Origin of the sequence: Variovorax sp. PvP013, assembly GCF_050435945.1 — a bacterium.
In the GTDB taxonomy this organism is placed as follows: Bacteria; Pseudomonadota; Gammaproteobacteria; order Burkholderiales; family Burkholderiaceae_C; genus Variovorax.
In genome coordinates this window covers 1-25,306 of sequence record NZ_JBNDLF010000010.1, presented here as the reverse complement: position 1 = coordinate 25,306, position 25,306 = coordinate 1, and the positions used below count along the sequence as shown (strand labels likewise).

General features: G+C 72.3%; 22 protein-coding genes. 11 read left to right on the top strand and 11 right to left on the bottom strand.

From position 1 onward, the window contains the following. Positions 1-18 precede the first annotated feature (18 nt). The 8 genes from ABID77_RS19430 to ABID77_RS19395 all read right to left on the bottom strand — a co-directional run bounded on the left by ABID77_RS19430 (position 19) and on the right by ABID77_RS19395 (position 7,931). Positions 19-1,392 carry an FAD-binding oxidoreductase gene (locus ABID77_RS19430; protein ID WP_429599611.1) on the bottom strand — a complete coding sequence of 458 codons (1,374 nt, stop codon included), beginning with the start codon at positions 1,390-1,392 and terminating at the stop codon, positions 19-21. Positions 1,393-1,519: 127 nt separating this feature from the next. Beyond that, on the bottom strand, positions 1,520-2,437 hold the full coding sequence (locus ABID77_RS19425; protein ID WP_429599366.1) for an ABC transporter permease: 918 nt from the start codon (positions 2,435-2,437) through the stop codon (positions 1,520-1,522). Continuing rightward, entirely contained in the window at positions 2,434-3,240 is an 807-nt protein-coding gene (locus ABID77_RS19420) for an ABC transporter ATP-binding protein (protein WP_429599363.1), read from the bottom strand. Before ABID77_RS19420 ends, ABID77_RS19425 begins: the two co-directional genes overlap by 4 nt. Further along, positions 3,237-4,241, bottom strand: a complete 1,005-nt coding sequence (locus ABID77_RS19415) for an ABC transporter substrate-binding protein (RefSeq protein WP_429599360.1) — start codon at positions 4,239-4,241, stop codon at positions 3,237-3,239. Before ABID77_RS19415 ends, ABID77_RS19420 begins: the two co-directional genes overlap by 4 nt. Positions 4,242-4,293: 52 nt before the next feature. Continuing rightward, the gene (locus tag ABID77_RS19410; RefSeq protein WP_429599357.1) at positions 4,294-5,157 is read right to left on the bottom strand and encodes a creatininase family protein; all 864 of its coding nucleotides are present in this window, start codon (positions 5,155-5,157) and stop codon (positions 4,294-4,296) included. A 48-nt stretch (positions 5,158-5,205) separates the two neighbouring features. Next, on the bottom strand, positions 5,206-6,549 hold the full coding sequence (locus tag ABID77_RS19405; protein ID WP_429599355.1) for an amidohydrolase family protein: 1,344 nt from the start codon (positions 6,547-6,549) through the stop codon (positions 5,206-5,208). Between the two features lie 46 nt (positions 6,550-6,595). Next, on the bottom strand, positions 6,596-7,183 hold the full coding sequence (locus ABID77_RS19400) for an NAD(P)H-dependent oxidoreductase (protein ID WP_429599352.1): 588 nt from the start codon (positions 7,181-7,183) through the stop codon (positions 6,596-6,598). Positions 7,184-7,286: 103 nt separating this feature from the next. Then, entirely contained in the window at positions 7,287-7,931 is a 645-nt protein-coding gene (locus ABID77_RS19395) for a TetR/AcrR family transcriptional regulator (protein WP_429599608.1), read from the bottom strand. Between the two features lie 269 nt (positions 7,932-8,200). On the opposite strand from ABID77_RS19395, the gene ABID77_RS19390 reads away from it, so the two are divergent. The 11 genes from ABID77_RS19390 to acs all read left to right on the top strand — a co-directional run bounded on the left by ABID77_RS19390 (position 8,201) and on the right by acs (position 19,746). Continuing rightward, a complete protein-coding gene (locus ABID77_RS19390) occupies positions 8,201-9,007 on the top strand; it encodes a tetratricopeptide repeat protein (RefSeq protein WP_429599349.1) in 807 nt (268 codons plus the stop codon). A 27-nt stretch (positions 9,008-9,034) separates the two neighbouring features. Beyond that, positions 9,035-9,949: a LysR family transcriptional regulator gene (locus tag ABID77_RS19385; protein ID WP_429599346.1), complete on the top strand. Its 915-nt coding sequence runs from the start codon at positions 9,035-9,037 to the stop codon at positions 9,947-9,949. Between the two features lie 162 nt (positions 9,950-10,111). Beyond that, positions 10,112-11,485, top strand: a complete 1,374-nt coding sequence (locus ABID77_RS19380; RefSeq protein ID WP_429599343.1) for an SLC13 family permease — start codon at positions 10,112-10,114, stop codon at positions 11,483-11,485. 55 nt (positions 11,486-11,540) lie between these two features. Continuing rightward, positions 11,541-13,223: a malonate decarboxylase subunit alpha gene (gene mdcA, locus ABID77_RS19375; RefSeq protein WP_429599340.1), complete on the top strand. Its 1,683-nt coding sequence runs from the start codon at positions 11,541-11,543 to the stop codon at positions 13,221-13,223. A gap of 32 nt (positions 13,224-13,255) precedes the next feature. Further along, on the top strand, positions 13,256-13,600 hold the full coding sequence (mdcC, locus tag ABID77_RS19370; protein ID WP_429599338.1) for a malonate decarboxylase acyl carrier protein: 345 nt from the start codon (positions 13,256-13,258) through the stop codon (positions 13,598-13,600). After that, the gene (locus tag ABID77_RS19365) at positions 13,597-14,496 is read left to right on the top strand and encodes a biotin-independent malonate decarboxylase subunit beta (protein ID WP_429599335.1); all 900 of its coding nucleotides are present in this window, start codon (positions 13,597-13,599) and stop codon (positions 14,494-14,496) included. The genes mdcC and ABID77_RS19365 overlap by 4 nt, the downstream gene beginning before the upstream one ends. A 17-nt stretch (positions 14,497-14,513) precedes the next feature. Beyond that, a complete protein-coding gene (locus ABID77_RS19360) occupies positions 14,514-15,215 on the top strand; it encodes a biotin-independent malonate decarboxylase subunit gamma (RefSeq protein ID WP_429599332.1) in 702 nt (233 codons plus the stop codon). 14 nt (positions 15,216-15,229) lie between these two features. Then, positions 15,230-15,931 carry a malonate decarboxylase holo-[acyl-carrier-protein] synthase gene (gene mdcG / locus ABID77_RS19355; protein WP_429599330.1) on the top strand — a complete coding sequence of 234 codons (702 nt, stop codon included), beginning with the start codon at positions 15,230-15,232 and terminating at the stop codon, positions 15,929-15,931. Further along, positions 15,928-16,791 carry a triphosphoribosyl-dephospho-CoA synthase MdcB gene (gene mdcB / locus ABID77_RS19350; protein ID WP_429599327.1) on the top strand — a complete coding sequence of 288 codons (864 nt, stop codon included), beginning with the start codon at positions 15,928-15,930 and terminating at the stop codon, positions 16,789-16,791. The genes mdcG and mdcB overlap by 4 nt, the downstream gene beginning before the upstream one ends. Before the next feature lie 19 nt (positions 16,792-16,810). Continuing rightward, complete coding sequence (locus tag ABID77_RS19345; protein ID WP_429599324.1) at positions 16,811-17,722, top strand: acyltransferase domain-containing protein; 912 nt, start codon at positions 16,811-16,813, stop codon at positions 17,720-17,722. A gap of 53 nt (positions 17,723-17,775) precedes the next feature. After that, positions 17,776-19,746, top strand: coding sequence for an acetate--CoA ligase (gene acs / locus ABID77_RS19340; protein ID WP_429599321.1), 1,971 nt, complete (start codon positions 17,776-17,778; stop codon positions 19,744-19,746). Between the two features lie 31 nt (positions 19,747-19,777). Here the strand turns inward: acs and ABID77_RS19335 are convergent, their stop codons facing one another. From ABID77_RS19335 to ABID77_RS19325, 3 genes are all read right to left on the bottom strand, one after another. Next, positions 19,778-19,984 carry a hypothetical protein gene (locus tag ABID77_RS19335; RefSeq protein ID WP_429599319.1) on the bottom strand — a complete coding sequence of 69 codons (207 nt, stop codon included), beginning with the start codon at positions 19,982-19,984 and terminating at the stop codon, positions 19,778-19,780. Between the two features lie 104 nt (positions 19,985-20,088). Continuing rightward, entirely contained in the window at positions 20,089-22,872 is a 2,784-nt protein-coding gene (locus ABID77_RS19330; protein WP_429599316.1) for a glycoside hydrolase family 2 TIM barrel-domain containing protein, read from the bottom strand. 43 nt (positions 22,873-22,915) lie between these two features. Next, positions 22,916-25,153: a glycoside hydrolase family 3 N-terminal domain-containing protein gene (locus tag ABID77_RS19325; protein ID WP_429599313.1), complete on the bottom strand. Its 2,238-nt coding sequence runs from the start codon at positions 25,151-25,153 to the stop codon at positions 22,916-22,918. Positions 25,154-25,306 lie beyond the last annotated feature (153 nt).

Below are 25,306 nucleotides of genomic sequence, written 5' to 3'. Positions count from 1 at the left end.
CGGCGGCGCCCTCGCCGCTCACGCCACCGCTCCGGCCGGCTCCACCGGCGCGGTGTCCGGCGACGCCGGGGGACGCACCGGCCAGTCGCGCAGCTTGCCCGGGTTGAGCAACCCGTGCGGGTCGAAGCGCCGCTTCGTCGCCACCACCTCCGCCGGCAGCGGACCGCCGGCCTTGCCGTCCTCGACGATGAAGACGTGCGGGTTGTTGATGCGCACGCCCCGGTCGCGGTGGATCCGCATGATCTCGTCCAGGCGCGCCTCGGTCGTGAAGCGCACCAGCTGCAGCGCGCTGCAGGTGACGAGCCCGTCGAGATTGCGCAGGAACTCGGCGTGCATCAGCACCTCGCCGCCGAGCAGGCCTTCCATCTCGGTGATCTGCTCGACGTGCCGGCCGGGCACGAAGCTGCTCTGCAGGTAGGTCAGCGACTTGTCGACCTTGAGCGCGTGCAGGGTCGTGTGGTTCCAGGTGAACTCCATCAGCGTGCGGTTGCTCTTCCGGACCTCCTCGGCGGTGCGGCGGTAGCCGAGCGTGCCGCCGTGCGTCTCGACCAGCGCGCGCAGCGCCTCCTCGCCCGGCTCGGCCACCAGCGACAGCACGGCGTGGCAGCCGACCGGCAGGTGCTCGGCCAGCTGCGCCAGGTGGTCGGGCACCGGGCTGGCGAGGAAGGCCACCTCGCGCTTGACCAGGCCGGGCGCGTGCGCGAGCGCGTCCGCGAACGCCAGCGCCGGCGCGAAGTCGTCGAAGGTGACCAGCGTCTCCAGCCACGGATGGGCCGGCGCCAGGCCGATCTCCAGCTCCAGCACCAGGCCGTTGGTGCCCCAGAGATGGTGCATGCGCATCGCCTCGGCGCCGCGCAATTCGACCATCCGGGGTTCGGCCTCGATAGTCATGGCACGCAGCCCGAGCACGTTGCCCGGCGCGGCCAGCGGTCCGTAGTTGATCGAGCCGACGCCGCCGAAACCGCCGCCGAACAGCCCGCCGAGCGTGGCGCTGCGGTAGGTCGAGGGCAGGCAGCGCAGTTCCTGCCCCGTGGCCCGGGCCTGCTTCTCCAGCTCGCCCAGCCGGATGCCGGCCTGCGCCCGCGCCACGCCGGGACGCACCCATTGCAGCGCGTGGTAGCCGCTCATGTCGAGCACCACGCCGCCGGCCAGGGGCGTGGTCTGGCCGTAGTTGCCGGTGCCGCTGCCGCGGATGGTGATCGGCACGGCGTGGCGCGCGCAGGCGCCCACCAGCGCGCGGATCTCGTCCTCGGTGCGCGGTCGCGCCACGGCGTCGGCGCGCTTGTCCTTCAGCTGGCGATCGAGCACCGGGCTGAACCAGGCGAAGTCCTGCGACAGCCGGGCGACGCGGACGGCGTCGGTGATCCAGTCGAGGTCGGGCAGCTCGGCCATCAGCGCGGCGACGGCGCCCGGGAGGGCGGCGGAGGTGGAGGCGTCGTTCGTGGCGGTCATGGCATTCGTGGCGGTCATGGCGGTCGTGGCGTCCATCGGAAGGAAGGCGGAAGGCGGGGTCTCGTCGTCAGTCCTGCGACAGCTCGCTGGCGTGCCAGCCGCCGAGCGCGCGCTTCGTGAGCCAGGCCATGGCCGCGAACAGCGCGACGCCGGTCAGCGAGATCAGCAGCAGCGCGGCGAACATGCGCGGGATGTTGAGCTGGAAGCCGGCCTGCAGGATCTGGTAGGCCAGGCCCGCGCCCGAGCCGCCGGTGCCGGCGACGAACTCCGCCACCACCGCGCCGATCAGCGCCAGCCCGCTGGAGATGCGCAGGCCGCCGAAGAAGTACGGCAGCGCGCTCGGGATGCGCAGGCGCACCAGCTGCTGCCAGCGCGTCGCCCGGTTTAGCCGAAAGTAGGCCTGCAGGTCGGGGTCGACGCTGCGCAGGCCGAGCGTGGTGTTGCTGATGATCGGGAACAGCGCGACCAGCGCGGCGCAGATCGTCATGGCGCCCGTCGGGTTGCGCACCCAGATGATGATCAGCGGCGCGACGGCGACGATCGGCGTCACCTGCAGCAGCACGGCGTAGGGGAACAGCGCCGTCTCGATGCGCTTGCTCTGCACGAACAGGAACGAGATCAGCACGCCCGCCACCGTGGCGACGGCGAAGGACAGCAAGGTGATCTTCAGCGTCACCAGCAGGGCGTTGCCCAGCGGCACCCAGTCGGTGACGAGCGTCTGCATCATCAGCAGCGGCGAGGGCACGAGGTACGGCGGCAGCTCCAGCGCCGTGACCGCGACCTGCCAGATCGCCACCAGCACCAGGCCGACCAGCGCCGGGTAGACCACGCGCTGCACGCGCGGCTGCGCCATCAGCGGCACGCGGACGCGCGCGGGCGGTCTCGCCTTCGCCGCCGCGACGGGCGCCGGCGCCGCCGGTGTCGCGGCCTTCGACGACGTCGTCGATGCCGATGTCGACGGCGCGGACTCCGCCAGCGCGTTCACGACACGGTCTCCGCGCTGGCGCGCAGCAGGCTGTCCTGCAGCCGGCGCGCATGCTGCGCGAACCGGGGCGACACCATGAAGTCGGCCGTGCGCGGATGCGGCTCGTCGATGACGAACTGCTCCACCACGCGGCCGGGCCGCGCGGCCATCATCACCACGCGGGTCGACAGGAACACCGCCTCGTGGATCGAGTGCGTCACGAAGATCACGGTGAGCTTCTTCTCGCGCCACAGGGCCAGCAGGTCGGCGTCGAGCTTGTGGCGCGTGATCTCGTCGAGCGCGCCGAAGGGCTCGTCCATCAGCAGCAGGTCGGGTTTCGTCACCAGCCCGCGCGCGATCGACACCCGCATCTGCATGCCGCCCGACAGCGCGCCGGGCAGCGCGTCGGCGAAGCGGTCGAGCCCGACCAGCGCCAGCACCTCGGCCACGCGCGCGTCGCCTTCACCGCGCGGCACGCCGGCCAGGTCCAGCGGCAGGCGCACGTTGGTGCGCACGCTGGCCCAGGGCATCAGCGTCGCCGACTGGAACACGAAGGACAGCCTGTGCGGGCAGTCGTGCAGCTGCGCCACCGGCTTGCGCCAGACCAGCAGGCGCCCGTCGGAGGGCTCCAGCATGCCGGCGACCATCTTGAGCAGCGTGCTCTTGCCGCAGCCCGAGGGCCCGAGCAGCGTGACGAACTCGCCCTCGGCGATCGTCAGGTCCACCGGCAGCAGGGCCTGCGTGCCGTTGGGGTAGGTCTTCTCGGCCGAGAGCACCTCGACCGCGGGCGTGGCGTGGACGGCCGTCGGGGCGGCGAGCGTCACGGCAGCACCTTCGCGTCCTTGACGAACTCGGTGCTGTAGGTGGCGGCCAGCGCCACCTTGGCCGGGTCGATCAGCTTGGAGGCGACGAGGAAGTCGTAGCTCGCCTTGGCGCGCGCGTCGGTCAGCGACCCGATGCCCAGCGTGGCGGCGTCGCCGCCGGTGATCATGCCCATCTCCTTGAGCTTGGCGACGCTGTAGGCGAGCTGTTCGTCGCTCATGTTGGGGTTCTCCTTCTTGATGAGCGCGTTGCCCGGCGCCGGATCGGCCAGGTAGCTCTTCCAGCCCTCGGCCGAGGCCTTCACGAAGGCGGCGACCTGACGGCTGCGCGCCTTGAGCGTCTTGTCCATGCACGAGACGGTGGTGGCGTAGGCCGGGTAGCCGTGGTCGCTGAACATCAGCACGGTGCTCTTCACGCCGGCCTTCTGGATCGCGAAAGGCTCGGAGGTCAGGTAGCCCTGCTGCGCGGCGTTCTTGTCGGCGACGAAAGGCTGGATGTTGAAGGTGTAGGGACGCGTCTGCTCGTCGACGAGGCCGAAGCGCGACTTCAGCCACGGCCAGTAGCCGCGGTGGGCCTGGGCGGCGATCAGGATCGTCTTGCCCTTGAGGTCCTCGAACTTCTTCACGTCGTCGTGGGCGATGAGCACCTGCGGGTCCTTCTGGAAGAAGGCCGCGACGTTGACCACCGGCACGCCGCCCTCGCGCACCTGCATCATCTGGATGTCGCTCGAGCCCATCACGCAGTCGGCCTGGCCGGCGGCCATCATCTGCGTGATGTTGACCTGCGGGCCGCCCATGCGGATGGTGACGTCGAGGCCGTGCTTCCTGTAGATGCCCTGCGCCACCGCCTGGTAGAAGCCGCCGTGCTCGGCCTGCGCGTACCAGTTGGTCATGTAGGTGAAGGGCTCCACGGGCGGGTTGGCCTGGGCGTGGGCCGGTCCGGCGAAAGCGGCGGCCACGAGCGCGGCGAGCGAGAGGGAACGGAGGGCGGAATGCGGACGCATGGAGGAGCCTTTCGAAGGGAGGAGGACGGAATCGGAATGCAAGGAACGCGCCTCAGGCGGCACCGGGCGCGGACTCGACATGGCCCTGCTGATGGCCACGCTCCCAGGTCGCTTCCTCGCGCACCACCCAGCGCAGCGCGTGCAGCTCGGTCAGGACCTGCACCCAGCTGTCGGAGAGCGTCTCCAGGATCTCGATGCCCTGCGCGCGCGTGGCGGCGGTCGGGTCGCCGATGACGCCCGAGGGGCCGAAGTCGCGCGCCGTCCAGGCGCAGGCCGGGCGGCCGTCGGGCGAGAGCAGCGCGATCGGGAACGGCGGCGGGTAGTTGGCGACGGCGTGCGCCATGCGCACCGTCTCCGGCGCCAGGGCCAGCATCAGGGCCGTCTCGGCGTGGCCGGCATGCATGGCGAGCTTCTTCTCACGCTCGGTGATCTGCCGGCCCGACGCGTTGGGCAGGCGCGAAACGCCGTGCGGCACCACCACGAAATCCCCGTGCCGCAGCCGCAGCTCGCGCGCCGCCATCTCCAGCACCTGCGGTTGGCCGCCGTGGCCGTTGGCCAGCAGCAGCTTGCGGAAACCCGAGCGGTAGACCGACTCGCCGATCTCCGTCACCGTCGCCAGCAAGGTGGTGCCGGTGAGCGTCATGGTGCCGGGGAAGTGCAGGTGCTCTTCCGACTTGCCATACGTGATGGGCGCCATCGCGAAGGCCGGCACCGACGCCGGCAGCTTCTCCAGCGCCCGGCCCATGACGCCCGAGGCGATCACGCTGTCGACCGAGCACGGCAGGTGCGGTCCGTGCTGCTCGATGGCGCCGCAGGGCAGCACGACGACGGTGTCCGCGCGGTCCGGCAGGGCCGCGATCTGGGTCCAGCTCAGGTAGGGCATGAAGCGGTGGGGCGGGATGTAGCCGTGCAGCATGGGGGAGCCTCGGGGTGGTCGGGAGAAACGGATGGGTCGATGGGTCGGTCAGCGCATCGGCGCGCGCCAGGCCGGCGGCACCTCGCCCTGCGTGACGGCGCCGTCGCGCAGCACCACGCGCGCGCCGGCGCGCGAGGGCCAGCCGTGGCGGTCCGCCTGCGTGAACAGCACCAGGTCGGCCGGGGCGCCGACGATCGACGCGGCGCCGGGACGGCCCCGGTCGAGCCAGTCGGCGCGGCAGACCGTGTCGGACCAAGCGTCGAAGGGTTCGTCGAGCTGCGCCACCAGCGCCGCCAGGCCCAGCGCCTCGACCGGGTCGAAGCTGCCCGAGCGGCAGAACGGGTCCTGCACGTTGTCGCTGGCGAACAGCAGCGGGATGCCGCGCTCGCGCGCCTCCTTGACCAATGTCAGCCCGCGCCGGCGCGGCGTGCGGCCGGTGGTGGCGTCCTGCAGCAGCAGGTTGGTGGCCGGCAGCGAGACCAGCGTGATGGGCGCGCGCGCCACGGCGTCGAGCGTGGCCAGCGCCAGCGCCTCGGATTGCGCCGCCAATGCGCAGGCGTGGCCGCAGACCACCCGGCCCTCGAAGCCGATGTCGCCGAGCAGCCGCGCCGTCGCGGCCAGTCCGGTGGCCGAGGCCTCCAGCTCCTCGTCGACGTGCAGGTCGACGTCGAGGTCGCATTCCTGCGCCGCCAGCAGCAGGTTGCGCAATGCGTTCTCGCTCCAGTTGGTCGAGTGGACGAAACCGCCGAGCAAGGCGTCCGGCCCGGTCGCCGCGATGGTGCGCGCCAGCCGCCGCGCCTGCGCCCGGTCCTCGAACAGCGGCAGCTTGACCAGCGCGACGCGCTCCAGCCGCACGCGGCCGCGCCAGGCCTCGGCCAGCTCGCGCAGCACGCCCCAGGCGACCGGCACGGCGTCGGGCTCCCACCAGTCGACGTGGCTGCGCAGGCGCGTCGTGCCGCTCTCCCAGGCCCAGCGCAGGCCGCGCCCGGCGCGCTCGCGCACGTCGTCCGGGGTCCAGTGGGCGCGGTCGGCCAGCATGGCGTCGATGGCCCCCAGCAGGCCCGGCTCGACGTGCGCCATGCGGCCGAAGGTGAAGCTCTTGTCCAGGTGCGTGTGGGCGTCGACCAGGCCCGGCAGCGCCAGCGCGCCGGCGACGTCCCAGGCGTCCGGCGACGGCGCGGCGCCCTCGCCGTCCGGTCCGCCCTGCCCGGCCGGACGCAGCGCGACGATGCGGCCCCGCTCCAGCGTCAGGTGCGCCAGCGCGGCGGCGCCGTCCCGCACGGGCCAGTCGGTCGGCAGCAGCCAGCGCGGCAGACGCAGGCGGTCGATCGTCGCCGGCGCGGCGGCCCTCGCGTCCGACGTCGGGAAGGCGGTCGCGGGGGTGGTGGTCATGGGGGACGGGGTGGAGAGCGAGGACGTCACGGCAGCGGCTCCCGGCTCAGGCGAAGCGCGCCATCGCCTGGCCGACGCGTTCCTTGAAGCGCCGGCGGCGCTCGGGCGTGGCCGTGTTCATGTGGTAGCAGGCGTGGTAGTCGACCTTCGCGCGCTGGCCGGTCAGGCGCCGCAGGTAGCGCGTGACCAGCTTGCGCGGCGGGTCGCCCATGTAGAGCGCCATCCAGCGCGGCCGGCCGTAGGTGACCACGGCGGCGATGCGGCGGATGTGCGTGAGCATCGGCCGGACGTCGGCCGGGTCGCTGATGTCGAAGGCGACGCCGGGCATCAGCAGGCGGTCGAACCAGCCCTTGAGCATGGCCGGCGGTCCGAAGCACCAGGTCGGGAAGCACAGCACCAGCGCCTCGGCCCATTGCAGCCGCGCGACGTGCGCCTGCAGCGGCATCTGGTTGGACGGCACGTCGTGGTAGCCCAGGCGCTCGGCGCGCGAGAGCACCGGGTCGAAGCCCTCGGCGTAGAGGTCGCAGTCGTCGACCTCGTGGCCGGCCCGGCGCAGGTGGCGCACCACGTCGGCATGCAGCGCCGCGTGGAAGCTGGTTTCGACCGGATGGCAGTAGACGACGAGGACACGCATGGGCTTGACCGCTTAATCAGAGCAACTGGTCAGATTAAGCAAGCGGTGTGCCAGCGCGCGCGCACCGCGCTGGCGCATGCGGGACCTTCGGGCGACCCGCCGATCAGGCGGCCGGCGGCGCCAAGCCGCAGCCCGCGAGCACGAAGGCCACCAGCTCGCGTTCGATCGGCGCCCGGTCGAGCGGCGCGTCCGGCGCCACGTCGAGCATCACGCGCGTCTGCAGGGCGTAGTCGGCGTAGCTCTGCGTCATGGCCCAGACGTGCATCAGCAGGATGCGGGCGTCGAGCGGGCGCATCAGCCCGCGCGCGATCCAGCCGTCGACGACGTCGACCTTGGCCTGCGTCCAGGCCCGCGCGTTGGGCCAGTAGCGCGCCAGGTTGCGCCCGCCGTCGAGCACCTCGCGCGTGAAGATGCGCGAGATCTCCGGCGCGTCGAAGGCGTGCGCGAGCTTCTTGCGGACATAGCCGGCGAGCACCGTGGCCGGTTCGTCGGCCGGCCCCTCGAAGGCGAAGGTCACCTTCCAGTCGTGCAGGCACTGCATCAGCAGCTCCTCGTAGAGCTCCTCCTTGCCGGTGATGTAATAGTGCAGCTGCGGCTTGGTCAGCCCGGCCCGCGCGGCGATGGCCTGGGTCGAGGTGCCGCGCAGGCCGTGCAGGCTGAACTCGGCGATGGCGGCGGCGCGGATGGCGCCCAGGATGCGCTCGCGGCCCGGGCGGGCGCGGGAGAGCGGGCCGTCCGGCGGGGGCATCTGGCGGGTGGCGGTGCGGATCGTGGAGGCGTGCGTCGGAAATGCGGGAGCGGTCGACTCGACGAGCCCGGGCGGGTTCACGTCGGGGCCCGGGAAGGAAAAGGAGGTCGCGCGAGTCATGGTCCGGATCGTAGTCGCGGGGCGGGATGGCCGTGAGCGGCACCGGGGAGATGGACGACGCCACGCCCGCGTCGATCCGCCCCGCCCCGTCGCCATAATCCCCGACCGCGCCCCGCGCCCGACGGCCCGATCGCTCCGACGCCCTTCCCGTGACCTCCCCGCCTCCCCCGCCCATCGACCTTCCCACCGACCTCCCCGCCCTGCGCCGCATGACCGCCGCGCAATGGCGCACGGTCCTCGACGCCCCGGCGCCGCAGGCCCTGGCCTGGCTGACCACGGCGGCGCGCGAGGGCCATGCCGGCGCGCAGGCGCTGCTGGGGCAGTGGCTGCTCGACGGCCGGGGCACGGCGGGGTCGGAGCCGCGACCGCGCGACGCCTTCGCCTGGTTCCTGAAGGCGGCGCAGCAGGGCGACGCCATGGGCATGAACATGGCCGGGCGCTGCTACGAGAACGCCTGGGGCGTGGCGCGCGACCTGGGCGCGGCCATCCGCTGGTACCGGCGCGCGGCGGACAAGGACCTCGACGCCGGGCTCTACAACCTGGCCAACCAGCTCGCCTCGGGCGAGGGCCTGCCGCGCGACGACGCGCGGGCGCTGGCGCTGTACGAGCGGGCGGCGCGCAGGGGGCACGCCAAGTCGGCGACCAAGGCCGGGCGCCATCACGAAGAGGGCCGGGGCACCGCGCCCGACGCCGAGGCGGCCTTCGAGCGCTACCGCCAGGGCGCCGAGGGCGGCGACTTCCGGGGCCAGTACCACCTCGCCCGCCTGCTGGCCGGGCGCGGCCGCGTCGACGAGGCCCTGCGGTGGCTGCGGCGCGTGCCGGCGACGGCGACGCCGGGCTTCCTCGACGAGGTCGGCCGGCTGCTGTCGGACTCGCCCGATGCGCGCTTCCGGGCGATCGGCGACGAGATGAGGAAGCGCATCGCCACTTCGCAGGACGGTACTACGATCGGCTGACACCCGGCCCGCCCCGCCTCGACCCCCATGCCCCTCCACATCGACGAAGCCATCACCTTCCGCAGGCTGGAGATCCTGCTGGCCTTCATGGAGACCGGCAACCTCACGCGCGCGGCGGAGCTGCTGCAGATCAGCCCGGTCAGCGTGCACCGCGCGCTGCACGCGCTGGAGACGGGCCTGCGCTGCACCCTGTTCCGCCACGAGGGCCGCAACCTGCACCCGACCGACGCCGCGCAGGCGCTGGCCGAGGTGGCGCGCGAGGTGCTCCACACCATGGTCGAGGGCGTGCGCGCCACGCGCGAGCTGGCCGGCTACTCGGCCGACCGCGTGCGCATCGGCTCGCTCTACTCGCTGACCGACCGCACCGTGCCGGCGCTGGTGATGGCCATGAAGCTGCGCAAGCCCGACCTGCAGACCGAGCTGGTCCTGGGCTCGAACGCCGACCTGCTGCAGAAGCTGCGCGACGGCGCCATCGACGCCGCCCTGATGGGCCGGCCGCAGGACGCGGCCGACGTCGAGTCCGAGCCCCTGTTCGAGGACGACATCCACTTCGCGGCGCCGGTGGGCTCGCGCTACGCGGCGCTGGCCGAGGTCGACCTGGCCGACTGCGCCCGGGAGCGCTTCGTCACCCTCACCGAGGGCTTCGTCACCTACGGCGGCTTCGTCGACGCCTTCCGGGTCGCCGGCTTCACGCCCAACGTGGTCATGCGCACCGGCGACATCTTCTCGCTCATGAACCTGGTGGGCGGCGGCGTCGGCTGCACGCTGCTGCCCGGGCGCGTGCGCGGCACGATGCCGCAGAAGGTGCAGCTGATCCCGCTGCAGCCGCGTTACCTGATGCGCCAGACCATCGCGCTGAGCTTCCTGCGCACGCGCGAGCGCGATCCCAACCTGCTGGCCTTGCTGGCGGTGTGCCGCACGGTGCGGCGCGAGCTGGCCTGAGGACCGCGCCGGGACGCGTCCCGGGTTAACCCTCGATCGTTTCGCCGGGCGTAAGGGTCCGGCCGCGCGCTTCATTGATCGGAAGGAACCGGGTGCCTATCGTTCGCCCCCAGACGCCCGACCATCGCGCGTCGCGAACCATAAAAACCCGGAGACGACCGAATGACCCCCCACTGGATCTCGATCTACGCGCTGATCGGCATGTTCGTGCTGGCCACCGCCCTGCCCATCAACATGGGCGTGATCGCCTTCGTCGGCGCCTTCCTGGTGGGCACGCTGGTCGCCGGCATGAACGCCAAGGCGATCATGGGCGGCTTCCCGGCCGACCTGTTCCTCACGCTGGTGGGCATCACCTACCTGTTCGCGCTGGCGCAGAACAACGGCACCATCGACTGGCTGGTCAGGCTGGCCGTGCGCGCGGTGCGCGGGCGCATCGCCGCCATCCCGTGGATCATGTTCTTCATCGCCGCGCTGCTGACGGCGGTCGGCGCGGTCAGCCCGGCGGCGGTGGCGATCATCGCGCCCATCGCGCTGGGCTTCGCCGCCAAGTACGGCATCAACCCGCTGATGATGGGCCTGATGGTGGTGCACGGCGCCCAGGGCGGCGGCTTCTCGCCGATCAGCATCTACGGCGGCATCACCAACAAGATCGTCGCCAAGGCCGGCCTGCCCCTGAACGAGACGGCCACCATGCTGGCCAGCCTGGGCGTCAACCTGAGCGTGGCGCTGCTGCTGTTCTTCATGTTCGGCGGCGCCAAGCTGATGCGCCAGCGCGCCGATGCCGGCGGCGCCATGGCCCCGGTGCGCCGCGTCGCCCACGGCCAGGGCGGCGCCCAGATCTACGGCGACGCCGAGGGCGAGTCCTTCGGCGAGGAGCGCCGCACCGCCTCGCCCGATGCGGCCTCGCTCATGGACGCCCCGGCCGTCGATCCCGCCGCCGAGGGCTCGCGGCTCTACCGGATGGCCACCGTCGCCGGCCTGATCGCCCTGGCGGTCCTGACGCTGTTCTTCAAGCAGGACATCGGCTTCGTCTCGATCACCATCGGCCTCGTGCTCACGCTGATGGCGCCCAACCTGCAGAAGCGCGCGCTCGGCCAGGTGTCGTGGCCGGAGATCATGCTGATCGTCGGCGTCAGCACCTACGTCGGCGTGATGGACAAGATGGGCACGATCGACTTCGTCGGCCACAGCGTCGCCGGGCTGACCTCGCCGCTGGTGGCGGCCCTGCTGCTGTGCTTCGTCGGCGCCGTGGTGTCGGCCTTCGCCTCCTCGACCGCCGTGCTGGGCTCGCTGATCCCGCTGGCCGTGCCCTTCCTGCAGGGCGACGCCGGCGTCAGCGCCATCGGCTTCATCGCGGCGATGGCGGTGTCCTCCACCATCGTCGACGTCAGCCCCTTCTCCACCAACGGCGCCCTGGTGCTGGCCAACGCGAAGGGGATCGACCGCGACGTGTTCTTCCGCCAGCTGATGGTCTACGGCGCCATCGTCACGGTGGTGGCGCCGGTGGTGGTGTGGTTCCTCTTCGTCGTGCTGTGACCGCCCCGATCCGCCCGTCATCGACCTCATCGACATCCCTCAACCCACTCCCACCATGAACTCCAGATCCTGGACCACCAAGGCCGACGACCGGGCCGCGCGCCTGGCGCGCGCGGCCGCCGCGCTCGGCCCCCGGCTCGCCGGCAAGCGCGTCGACGCCGACGCCATCGGCGCGCTGCTGGAAGCCGTGCTCGTGCCCGGCGACCGCGTCTGCCTCGAGGGCAACAACCAGAAGCAGGCCGACTTCCTCGCCCGCGCCCTGGTGCAGGTCGATCCGGCCAAGGTCCACGACCTGCACATGGTGCAGTCGGTGCTGGCGCTGCCGGAACACCTGGACGTGTTCGAGAACGGCATCGCCTCGCGGCTGGACTTCAGCTTCTCCGGGCCGCAGGGCGCGCGGCTGGCCAGGCTGGTCTCGGGCGGGCGCATCGCCATCGGCGCCATCCACACCTACCTGGAGCTGTTCGCGCGCTACTTCATCGACCTGACGCCGCAGGTGGCGCTGGTCGCGGCCCACGCGGCGGACGCCGAAGGCAACCTCTACACCGGCCCCAACACCGAGGACACGCCGGTCATCGTCGAGGCCACGGCCTTCTCCGGCGGCATCGTGATCGCGCAGGTCAACGAGCTGGTCGACGGCAAGACCACCACCCTGCCGCGCATCGACATCCCGGCCGACTGGGTCGGCTTCGTCGTCAAGGCGCCCAAGCCCAACTTCATCGAGCCGCTGTTCACCCGCGACCCGGCGCAGATCAGCGAGATCCAGGTGCTGATGGCGATGATGGCCATCAAGGGCATCTACGCCGAGTACGGCGTGCAGCGCCTGAACCACGGCATCGGCTTCGACACGGCGGCCATCGAATTGCTGCTGCCGACCTACGGCGAATCGCTGGGCCTGAAGGGGAAGATCGGCAAGCACTGGGCGCTCAACCCGCACCCGGCGCTGATCCCGGCGATCGAGGCCGGCTGGGTCGAGTCGGTGCATTCCTTCGGCTCGGAGCTGGGCATGGAGGACTACATCCGCGCGCGCTCCGACGTCTTCTTCACCGGCCCGGACGGCAACCTGCGCAGCAACCGGGCCTTCTGCCAGGCCGCCGGCCACTACGCCTGCGACATGTTCATCGGCTCCACGTTGCAGATCGACCTCGACGGCAACAGCTCGACGGCCACGCTGGGCCGCATCGCCGGCTTCGGCGGCGCGCCCAACATGGGGGCCGACGCGCGCGGCCGGCGCCATGCCAGCCCGGCCTGGCTCAAGGCCGGGCGCGAGGCGCGCGCCGGGCGCACCGGCGCGGCCGGCACGCCGCGCGGGCAGAAGCTGGTGGTGCAGATGGTCGAGACCTTCCGCGAGCACATGCAGCCCGCCTTCGTCGACCGGCTCGACGCCTGGACCCTGCAGGAGCAGGCCGGCATGGACCTGCCGCCGATCATGATCTACGGCGACGACGTGACCCACGTCCTGACCGAGGAAGGCATCGCCAACCTGCTGCTGTGCCGCAGCGACGCCGAGCGCGAGCAGGCCATCCGCGGCGTCGCCGGCTACACCGCCGTCGGCCTGGCGCGCGACCGCCGCGCGGTGGAGAACCTGCGCGACCGTGGCGTGATCCGCCGTCCGCAGGACCTGGGCATCGACCCGCGCCAGGCCACGCGCAACCTGCTGGCCGCGCGCAGCATGCGCGACCTGGTGCGCGCCTCGGGCGGGCTCTACCAGCCGCCCAAGCGCTTCAGAAACTGGTGAGCCGCCGGCCCGAAACCCAAGGAGATACCCCCATGAGCGACGTTCCCGCAGGGCTCGAGACCCTGCAGTTCCTCTACCCCGGCCGCACGGCCGTGGCCCCCTTCGCGCCGGTGCTCGTCGGCGTCGTCGGCTCCGGCAACCTGGAGGTGATGCTGGAGTCCGACGCCGGCCGCGACGACTGCGCCGTGCGCGTCGAGACCTCGGCGCGCGGCTTCGGCGCCATCTGGCAGGCCGTGATGGACGACTTCCACGCGCGCCACCCGCTGGGCGGCCTGCGCGTGTCGATCAACGACATGGGCGCCACGCCGGCCGTGGTCAGCCTGCGGCTGGACCAGGCGGTGGCCGAGATCGCCGAGCGCGCGGGAGGCCGGCCATGACCGTCAGCTATGCCGAATGCTCGGCGCGCGAGCGCCTGGCGCTGCTGCTGGACGCCGGCAGCTTCCACGAGTGGTTGCCGCCGAGCGAGCGCGTGACCAGCCCGCACCTGGCGCAGCTGGGCGTGCCCTCGGCCTTCGACGACGGCGTGGCGGTCGGCCGCGCGACGCTTGACGGCCGAGCGGTCTTCGTCGCCGCGCAGGAGGGCGAGTTCATGGGCGGCGGCGTCGGCGAGGTGCACGGCGCCAAGCTGGTCGGCCTGCTGCGCCGCGCGCTGCGCGACCGGCCGGCCGCCGTGCTGCTGCTGGCCGAGTCCGGCGGCGTGCGGCTGCACGAGGCCAACGCCGGGCTGATCGCGGTGTCGGAGGTGATGCGCGCCCTGCTCGACGTGCGCGCCGCCGGCGTGCCGGTGGTGGTGCTGATCGGCGGCGCCAACGGCTGCTTCGGCGGCATGGGCATCGTGGCGCGCTGCGCCGACCGCATCGTGATGAGCGACGTCGGCCGGCTGGCGATGTCCGGGCCGGAGGTCATCGAGGCCTCGCACGGCGTCGAGGAGTTCGACTCCCGCGACCGCGCGCAGGTCTGGCGCACCACCGGCGGCAAGCACCGCTGGCTGACCGGCGACTGCGACGCGCTGGTCGAGGACGACGTCGCCGCCTTCCGCGCCGCCGCCGTCGCGCTGCTGGCGCTGCCGGACTGCTCGCGGCCGCCGACCCCGGCGTCGCTGGAAGCCGAGCACGCCTTGCTCGACCGCCGCCTGCACGCCCTGCCGCCGCGCGACGACGCCCAGCCCGGCACCGACGACGCCGTCGCGCTGTGGCGCGCGCTGGGCATCGCCGATGCCCAACGCGTGCCGGACCTGCCGGTCGACGCCGTGCGCGCGCTGCGCACCCCCTGAGGAACCTGGAACACCCCATGCACTGGAACGATCTCGCCACCCGGCTCTTCGGCCCCGACCACGGCCTCGTCGCCGAGGGCGACTTCATCCGCGGCGACGTCGCCTTCGACGGCGCGCCGCTGGCGGTCGTCGGCACCACGAACCACGCGCCCATCGGCGTGCGGCTGGCCCTGGCGCAGGCGCGCGGCGTGCTCGACACCCTCGGGCGCCATCCCGGCCGGCCGATCCTGCTGCTCGTCGACACCCAGGGCCAGCAACTGCGCCGGCGCGACGAACTGCTGGGCATCAACCGCGCGATGGCGCACCTGGGCACCTGCATCGACCTGGCGCGGCGCCGGGGGCATCCGGTGATCGGCCTGGTGTACGACCAGGCGCTTTCGGGCGGCTTCATCACCTCCGGCCTGATCGCCGACGCCTGCTTCGCCCTGCCGGAAGCCGAGATCCGGGTCATGCGGATTCCCGCCATGGCGCGCGTGACCAAGCTGCCGGAGGCGATGCTGACGGCGCTGTCCGAATCGAACCCGGTGTTCGCCCCCGGCGTGGGCAACTACGTGGCGATGGGCGGCGTGCGCGCGCTGTGGGAGGGCGACCTGCCCGCCGCGCTGCGCGAGGCGCTGACCGGCACGCCGACCGAGGACCTGCGCGCGCGCGACGGCGCCGAACGCGGCGGACGCCGGCTCGCCGCCGAGGTCGCGCAACGCGTGCTCGACGCCGCCTGAGGACCGGAGGCGCCGTGCCCGACCTGCCCCATCGCCCGCTCCCGCGACGCCACCGGCTCGCCCGGCTCACGCCGGCCGGCTGGCGCGGCGTGCTGCGCCAGCCCTGGGACGCGCAGGCGCGCGCGTGCCTGGCGCACTGGGCCTCGCACGGCCTGCCCCTGGTGGTCACGCGCCAGCCGGCCGACGCGGCGGTCGGGGGCTGGATCGCCCTGGGCCTGCCCGCGCCGCCGCGCTGGGACCGGCGCCGGCTGGCGCTGCACGTGCCGCACGCCGAGGTCGACGGCTTCGACGAGTTCCCGCGCTTGGCCGACGCGTGGTGCCTGCTGGACGCGCAGGCGCGGGGCGTGGCGCGCGAGGTCGTCGACGCGCTCGCCGGACGACACGCCACGGCGCATGTCTTCGGCAGCCACGGCTGGCAGGCGCTCAGCCGGCTGGTCCACGTGCGCCCGTCGTCCGACCTCGACCTGTGGATCGCCGTCGACGGCATCGCGCACGCGGACGAGGTCGCGCGGGCGCTCCAGGCCTTCGAGGGCGCGCGACCCCGCCTGGACGGCGAACTCGTCTTCGCCGACGGCGCGGCGGTGGCCTGGCGCGAATGGACCGACTGGCGCGCCGGCCGCGCGCGCGCCGTGATGGTCAAGCGCATCGACGGCGTCGCCCTGCGGCACGACACGGCGTGGTGCGTGGCATCGCCGTCGCGGGAGCCGGGCCCATGAACGCATCGGCACGCCGACGACCCGCGCCGCGCGGCCTCACGCCGGCCGAGATCGGCCGCGCCGCCGTGCTGGCGCTGCACGACGAGCTGTCGCTCGCCCCCAAGCCGGGCCTGGTGACCCCGATCGACCCGGGCAGCCACGACGACATGGACGCGCACACCTTCATGCGCAGCCTGTTCGCCCTGCGCCACTACTTCGCCGGGATCGCCGGGGCCGGCTTCGACGGCGCGGCGTTCGAGGCCCTGGAGCGCCTGGGCATCGCGGCGGAGGCCCGCATGCTGGCCGCGACGGGCGGCGTCAACACGCACCGGGGCGCGATCTTCATGCTCGGGCTGCTGTGCGCGGCGGCCGGCGCGATGGTGCGCGATGACGGCGCCATCGCGCACCCGGGCCTGATCCGCGACGCCCTGCGCCGCCACTGGGGCGAAGCGCTGACCCGGCGCGGCGAGCGGGCATCCACCCTGCCCGGCGGCATCGCGACGCGGCGCCTGGGCCTGCGCGGCGCCTCGCAGGAAGCGGCGCTGGCCTTTCCGGTGGTGTTCGAGACCGCCCTGCCGGCCCTGACATCGGCCCTGGCGCGCGGCCTGACGGTGCGGCAGGCCCGGCTCGACGCCCTGTTCCAGGTCATGGCGGTGCTCGACGACAGCAACCTCGCGCACCGGGGCGGTCTCGCCGGCCTGCGCGACGTGCAGGCGCTGGCGCGGGGCTTCGTCGAGCGCGGCGGCATCGCCCGGCCCGGGGGGCTGCGCGAGGCGCACGCCATCGCCGACCACTGCGTCGCGCGGCGGCTGTCGCCCGGCGGCGCGGCCGACACGCTGGCGGCGGCCTGCTGGCTGCTGCGCGTGGGAGGCGGCGCGTGAGCGGCATGGCGGTCGGCCGATGAGCTTCGCCCTGCTGTTCTCCGGCCAGGGCGCCCAGCATCCCGCCATGCTGCCGTGGCTGGCCGACGATGCGCTGGTCGATGGCGTACGCACGCGGCTGGGCGTGGCCGACTGGCGCGCCGCGCTGGCCGATGCGGACTGGGCGAGCCGCAACGACCACGCGCAGGTCCTGCTGACCGGCCTCGCGCTGGCGGCGTGGGGCCAACTGGCGCCGCTCGTCGCGATGCCGCCGGCCGCCGTCGCGGGCTACAGCGTCGGCGAACTGGCGGCCTTCGCCGCCGCCGGCGTCATCTCCGCCGAGGCGGCGCTCGACCTCGCGCCGCGCCGCGCGGCCGCCATGGACGCCGCCGCCGCGACGACGCCGGGCGGGCTGCTGGCCGTCACCGGCCTGTCGGGCGCGCGGCTGGACCGGCTGATCGCGGACACGGGCCTGGCGCTGGCCATACGCAACGGCGAGGACGCCGTGATCCTGGGCGGGCCGGTCGCGGCGCTGGACCAGGCGCTCGATCGGGGCACGCGCGAAGGCGCGCAATGCCAACGCCTGCCCGTCGGCGTGGCCTCGCACACGCCCTGGATGCGCGCGGCGGCGGACCGCTTCGCCGGGCTGCTGGCGGACGTGCCCTTCCGCGCTCCCCGCGTGCCGCTGTTCAGCAACGCCGCCGACCGCGTCCGCGACGCCGCCTCCGCCCGGCAGGCATTGGCCACGCAGATCGCCACCACCGTGCGCTGGGACGAATGCATGGACAACGTGATGGCGCGGCAGGTCCGGTGCGTGCTGGAGATCGGCCCCGGGCAGGGCCTGGCGCGCCTGTGGAACCAGCGCCATCCCGACGTCCCTGCGCGCGCCTGCGACGAGTTCCGCAGCATCGCCGCCGTCGCGGCCTGGCTGGCGGGCCACGCCGAGGATTGACGACAACCACCGTCGAGACATCGACATCGACACAGCCATCGCAGGAGAACCCCATGACCGACCGAACCGAAACGACGACGAACGTGATCGCCGCCCCCGACATCCCCGACGCGCACGTGCGCGACTTCGCCGCCTACGAGGCGCTGGTGGCCGAGGCCGAGGCCGACCACGGGGCCTACTGGGGCCGTCTGGCGCGCGAGTTCGTCGCCTGGCGCACGCCCTTCACGCGCACCCTCGACGACAGCGCCGCGCCGTTCTTCAAGTGGTTCGACGACGGCACCCTGAACGTCTCCTACAACTGCCTGGACCGCCAGGTCGAGCGCGGCCTGGGCGGCAAGACCGCCATCGTCTTCGAGGCCGACGACGGCCAGGTCAGCCGCGTGACCTACGCCGAGCTGCTGTCCCGCACCTGCCGCCTGGCCAACGCCCTGCGCGCGCGGGGCGTGAAGAAAGGCGACCGTGTCGTCATCTACATGTCCATGAGCGTGGAGGGCATCGTGGCGATGCAGGCGTGCGCGCGCATCGGCGCGACCCACTCGGTGGTCTTCGGCGGCTTCTCCGCCCAGAGCCTGCGCGACCGCATCGAGGGCGCCGGCGCGGTCATGGTCCTCACCGCCGACGAGCAGCTGCGAGGCGGCAAGCAGCTCCCGCTCAAGGCCATCGTCGACGAGGCCATCGCCCTGGGCGGGTGCGAGTCCGTGCGTGACGTGATCGTCTACCGCCGCACCGGCGGGAACATCGCCTGGCACCCCGAGCGCGACCGCTGGCTGCACGAGGAGACGGCGGCCCAGGCCGAGACCTGCGAGCCCGAGTGGGTGGGCGCCGAGCACCCGCTGTTCCTGCTCTACACCTCCGGCTCCACCGGCAAGCCCAAGGGCGTGCAGCATTCGAGCGGCGGCTATCTGCTGCACGCGGCGCTCACCACCAAGTGGACCTTCGACCTCCACGACGACGACGTCTTCTGGTGCACCGCCGACATCGGCTGGGTCACCGGCCACACCTACATCGCCTACGGCCCGCTCGCGCTCGGGGCGACGCAGGTGGTCTTCGAGGGCGTGCCCACGTACCCGGACGCCGGGCGCTTCTGGAAGATGATCCAGGACCACCAGGTCACCGTCTTCTACACGGCCCCGACGGCGATCCGCTCGCTGATCAAGGCGGCAGAAGGCAACGCGGCGGTGCACCCCGACCGCTACGACCTCACGAGCCTGCGCATCCTGGGCTCGGTGGGCGAGCCGATCAACCCGGCCGCCTGGGAGTGGTACCACCGGCACGTGGGCGGCGGGCGCTGCCCGATCGTGGACACCTTCTGGCAGACCGAGACGGGCGGCCACATGATCACGCCGCTTCCCGGGGCCACGCCGATGGTGCCGGGCTCGTGCACGCTGCCCTTCCCCGGCATCACCGCGGCCATCGTGGACGAGGCGGGCGCCGACGTGCCCCACGGCCAGGGCGGCATCCTGGTGGTGAAGAAGCCCTGGCCGAGCATGATCCGCACCATCTGGGGCGACCCCGAGCGCTTCAAGTCGAGCTACTTCCCCGCCGAGCTCAAGGGCTACTACCTCGCGGGCGACGGTGCGATCCGCGACGAGAAGACCGGCTACTTCACTATCACCGGGCGCATCGACGACGTGCTCAACGTCTCGGGCCACCGCATGGGCACGATGGAGATCGAGTCGGCGCTGGTGTCGATGACCGACCTGGTGGCCGAGGCGGCGGTGGTGGGCCGCCCGGACGACACGACCGGCGAGGCGATCTGCGCCTTCGTGGTGCTCAAGCGATCCCGCCCCACGGGCGAGGAGGCCAAGCAGATCGCCGCGCAGCTGCGCGCCTGGGTGGGCAAGGAGATCGGGCCGATCGCCAAGCCCAAGGACATCCGCTTCGGCGACAACCTGCCCAAGACGCGCAGCGGCAAGATCATGCGCCGCCTGCTGCGCTCGGTGGCCAAGGACGAACCCATCACCCAGGACACCTCCACCCTGGAGAACCCGGCCATCCTCGAACAGCTGGCCGAGCGGAACTGAGCGTCCCGGGCCCGGCCGGCCACCGCTCACGTCAGGCGCGGTGGCCCTGCGCCGCGGGCACCGCCGCCCGGAAGCGGGCCGCCAGGGCGGGCTGGCCGACCTGGTAGTGATCGGCCAGCGCGCCCAGCTCGCCGGTCGTGCAGGCGGCGGCGACGCGCTCGACCGCGCGCCAGAACGCGGAACGCGGACGCCGGGAGGCGGCGGCGTCGCCGAGGGTGTTGACGGAGGAATGGTTCATGGCGATTTCCTTGGATTCCGGGGACTGAAGACGGTCTCCGGATTCTAAGGGTTTACCCTGATTCCTCCGGGCGCGCATGGCGATGCACGCCCGCCCCGCAAGGACTATCGGCGCTCGATGGCGATGTTCGAGACGATCGCCCGCCCGGTCACGCCGACGAAGTTCAGCGTCAATCTGCCGTCGGCCACCGTGACGTCGAAGGAGCGGGCCGTCGCGGTCCGGATCGCCCCGGTCGCGGCGAAGAGGTCCAGGTTCGCCAGCCTGCCGACGCCCTCGGCACTCACGTCGAAGACGCGGGCGCCGGCGGCCGTCGCCGTCGGCTCGACGAAGCCCAGCGTGACCTTGTAGGTGCCGTTGGCGACCGGCACCTCGTAGGCGAAGTCGGTCCCCTCGCGCCACATGTCCCAGACCCGGCCGGCCTCGGGAATCGCCGTCGTGCCGAGTCCGGAGATGGCCACGGCACCGGAGAAGCCCACCGTGCTGCGGCCCGACAGCGGCGGCAGCTCGCCGTTGACGAAGTACTTGTCCGAGCCGTAGGTGTTGCTGCCCAGCAGCGGGTCGCTGGAAACGAAGCCGCTGGTGAGCTGGCCGGCGGCGATGTAGACGTTGTCGGCGTTGCGGGGCGACAGCGTCCAGGTGACGGCGTCGGTGACGCTCTGACCGGCGTGTTCGCCCACGGCGGAGATCGCGTTGGCGCCGGCGACCAGGGGCACCTCGCCGAAGTCGCACACGCGCAGCGGGCATTCGAGGGCCGATCTGCGCGCGACCTCGACGCCGTTGACCCGCAGCGCGGTCGACGCCGCGTTGCTGTAGACCTTGACCGGCGCCGTGCGGTAGACGCGCTGGGTGTGCCGGCGCTCGGCGATGTAGGTCACCGGCGTCTGCGTCCAGTTGGCCTTGTAGAAGAAGAACACGTCCTTCCTCGCGTCGCGCCCGAAGGTGACGATGCCCTTGGTGTTGGTCTGCCCGATGTCGCCCTCGTGGCGGTTGCCCGAGCCGAAGTCGAACATGTTCCAGATCCAGGTGCCCATCAGGTAGGCGCGCGGGTTCATCTGCGCGTAGGCCTTCTCGTGCACGTAGTTGGCGTAGCCCTCGGGCTGGTAGCAGATGCGGGTCGAGCCGCTGGTGTCGCTGGAGCACACGCGCCCGCCGCGCACGTCGTCGGTGTGGTGCGTGAGGCCGCTGCCGGCGCCGTACTCGGTCACGCCGATGGGCTGGGCCGGGCTGGCAGCGTGGATGGCGTCGAGGTTGTCGCCCAGCTGCGTCTCCGACTGGCCGTAGTACCACTGGAAGTAGCGGTTGACGCTGAAGCTGTCGGTCACGCCGGTCAGGGTGATGGCGTCGGGCCGCACCACGTCGCCGCTGCGGTTGATCTGGTTGGCCAGGGTGGTGATCCGGCTCGGGTCCTCCGCCTTGGCCGTGTCGTGCAGGCTCTTGAACAGGGCCTTCACGTTGTTCTGGGTGTCGTCGCCGCCCTGCACCTCGTTGCCCACCGACCAGATGCCGACCGAGGCGTTGTCGAATTTCTGGCGGATCAGCTCGCGCAGCTGCAGCCGCGCGTTCTCGGCGAAGCCGGTCGCCTCGGGATCGGCCAGGCGGGTCACGGAGCTCGCGTTGACGAAAGGCAGTTCGGCCATCACGACGAGGCCGAGCTTGTCGGCCTGCCGCACGGCGTAGTCCGAATGCGGGTAATGCGCCATGCGCAGCGTGTTGGCGCCGACCTCCCGGATCAGCGCGAAGGACTGGTCGACGTCCTGCTCGGACACCGCCCAGGCCTTGCCCAGCGTGTCCTGGTGCATGTTGACGCCGCGCAGCGGCACGCTGCGGCCGTTGAGGAAGAAACCCTGGTTGGGGTCGAAGCGCATCTGGCGCACGCCGAACTCGCGCACCACCTTGTCCAGCACCGCGCCGCCGGCGTCCTTGACCTCGACCACCAGCCGGTGCAGGTAGGGGTCGGCCAGGCCCTGCCACAGCCGGACGCCGGCGAGCCTCAGGTCCTGCGTCACCGCGATCGGTTCGCCCGGCTTGACGTCGACCCGGCTGGTCGCCGTCTGCCGCACCGTCTTGCCCTCGGCGTCGAGCAACGACGCCGTGACGGTGTAGCTGCCGGCCGCCGGCAGCGCGTTCTCCAGCTTGGTCACGACGTTGACGACCGCGTCGGTGCCGCTGACGCTGGTGGTCTTCGCATAGACGCCGGGGCCGCCGAGGTCGCCCAGCGCGACGTGCAGCGCAGCGGTGGTCGAGACCAGCGAGACGCCGCGGTAGAGGCCGCCGGACATGTTGAAGTCGCCGCTGAGCGGCGCGATGGCGTTGACGTCGCCGTCGCGCGTGGCCTGCCGGTTGTCCGTCTTCACGACCAGCACGTTGCCGCCGGGCTTGAGCAGCCCGGTGACGTCGAAGCGGAAGGCCGTGAAGGCGCCGCGATGCTGTCCCAGCTTGACGCCGTTGAGCCAGACGTCGGCGGTGATGCTGGCGGCGTCGAACTGGAGCCACTTGCGGCCGGCGCCCGCCCCCGCGTCGTCGAACGCCAGCCGGTACCAGCCGACGCTGCGCTTGTACGACGGCGTGGCCGGCGTCGACTGCGCGGTGGTCGCGGCGTCGGCCGTGTTCCAGGTGTGGGGCAGCGTCACCGGCGCCGCGTTGGGCAGACCGGCGGCGAGCGCCTGGGCTTCGGTGAGGTTCTCGTCGAGGACGAAGCGCCAGTCCTTGTTCAGCGCCGTGGTGGTGCGGATCGCGTCGGTCGTCACCGGCGCGGTGGTGGCGGGCGGCGTCGTCGCGGGGGGCGTGGCCGCGCCGCCGTCGTCGCTGCCGCCGCAGCCCACGGCCAGGAAGGCGGCGACGGCGATGGCGACGGCGGTCCTGGCGATGCCGAGATGTGTGAATTCCATGTCTGTCTCCGTATTGGTGGTCGGGGTGTCGTGGCGACGCGCCTCAGTAGCTCAGTCCGAAGCCGAACGGGAACAGCGTGTCCTTGGCCGGGTAGCCGGGCACGTCGGGCTGGTTGTCGACGACGGCCTGCAGGTTGCTGGCCAGCGCGAACGGCATCCGGCCCTGGGGCTTGAAGCGGCCGCTGAGGACGTCGAGCAAGGCCGTGTTGCTCACGCCGAAGCCGGCCACGATGGCGCCGGCGTTCTTCAGGCCGCTGGCGTCGTCGAGCACGTAGGGCTGGCGGAAGTAGATGCTCAGCACGGTCTTCTTCGGCCCGACCTCGTTCATCACGGCCTGGATGTCGGCCAGCTTGGGCGAGATCTGCCAGGACTGCGAGGCCGCCATGGTCGTGAACGACAGGTTGCTCGCCTCCCAGGGGTAGGCGCCGCCGAAGCCGAGGCCGTTGTCCAGCCCGGTCGGGTCGTCGGCGCCCCAGGCCCGGCCGGTGATCGGGCTGGTGCGCGCCGTGCTGGCGCCGGTCGCGGCGTCGCCGCTGCGGTAGAGCGCCGTGGCCGCGCGCGGGTTGGAGACCTCGACGCGGATCACCGCGTAGTCGGCCCCGGCGGCGCTGGGCCGTACGCCGTTGACCAGCGCCTCGCCGTCGACGACGGTGAAGCCGTACTTCTCGACGTCGCTCTTGGCCATGCCCATGGCGTAGACGCGGGCGCCGGCCCTCAGCGGCAGGGTCCGGTCCTGGTTCTGCAGCAGGGTGACCGACTTGCGCTGGACCTCCAGGCCCTTGGCGCGGTTGGCGTCGCTGCCGATCGCCGCCGTGGCCCGGCTCGCGTCGACGTACGGGTTCTCGAACAGGCCGAGCTGGAACTGCTCCTTGAGCAGGCGCTTCGCCGCCTCGTCGATGCGGGCGGTGGTGAGCAGGCCGGCGTTGACCAGGTCGACGATGGTCTTGACCTGGTTGAAGCCCGACAGCGTCTCGGTGCCGCCGTTGATGGCCGTGGCCACGCGCTCGGGCACGCTCTTGCTCTCCAGGCCCCAGGCGCGGTCGTTGATGACGCCGGTGTCGGAATTGACGTAGCCCTTGAAGCCGAGCTTGCCGCGCAGCAGGTCGGTCACGATCTGCCTGGAGAAGGCCATGCCGAGCTGGTCGTACTTGACGCCCTCGTAGGTGACCTCGATGGGCACGCCGTAGTACGGCATGATGGCCGAGACCCCGGCGTCGATCGCCGCCATGAACGGCTTGAGGTGATAGCCGAAGTTGCCGCCCGGGTAGACCTGGGTCTTGCCGAAGGTGTAGTGCGGATCGAGTCCCAGCTCCTGCGGCCCGCCGCCCGGGAAATGCTTCATCGTCAACGCCACCGCCGAGTTCGGGCTGACCGAGCTGCCGTCGACCATCGGCCCCTGCAACGTCTCGACCAGCGTCCTGATGATGTTCGAATTGAGGTCGGCGTTCTCCGTGAAGGTCTCGTGGACGCGGTACCAGCGCGGCTCGGTCGACATGTCGGCCATGTAGCCGTACATGCCGCGCAGGCCGATGGACTTCCACTCGTCGCCCATGGTTTGCGCGAAGGTGCGCACGATCGACATGTCGCCCGCCGTCGGCGCCGCGCCGGTCTTCAGGGCCTCTTCGCCGAGCGCGGCCGAGGCGATGCCGGCTTCCTTCGGAAACTCGGTGAAGGCGCCGGCGGCCTCGTTGATGCCGACGCGGGCGTCCTTCTCGTAATGGTTGCGGGCATTGGACTTGAAGACCGACGGGATGCCCAGGCGCGACGCCTCCGACAGGGCCTGCACCGAATTCATGAAGTTCGCCGCCTGCAACGGCGTCACCTGGCCCGACGCGGGCGTCGCGGTCACGACGCTGCGGAAGATGAAGCGCCGCATCTTGTTGTCGTTGATGAACGTGCCGGCGCTGGCCGGCGGCGCGCCGTCGGTGCCGGCGTTCATCGTGTCGATCAGCATCAGGCCGGCCTTCTCCTCCAGCGTCATCTGCGCGACCAGGTCGGCGATGCGCTCGTCGAGGCCGCGCCGCCAGTCCTCGTAGACGTCGAGCCGGCCGTTGCCGTTGAGGTCCTTGAACTGGCGGCCGTCCACCGCGAGGATCGGCTTGGAGCGCGTGCCGAGCGCGGGCTGGGCGACCTCCACCGTGCCGCCGTCGCCACCGCCGCAGGCCGCGAGGGTCAGGGCCGTCATGCCGAAGACCGTGGCCAATGCCAGGGTCGGGGGCCGGCGGGACGGGATCGAAGGTGCGCGTGCACCGGTGGGGATCGACGATTCGTTCTGCTTCATGGTTGGTCTCCTGCGTTTGAAATCCGAAAGCGGTGTCCGGCGCGCCCGCCACCGTCGTGCCTACCGCACCACCATGAACATGCTTGGCAGCCAGGTGGAGAAGGCGGGGACGAAGGTGACGAGGCCGAGGGCGAAGATGAGGGCGCCGTAGAA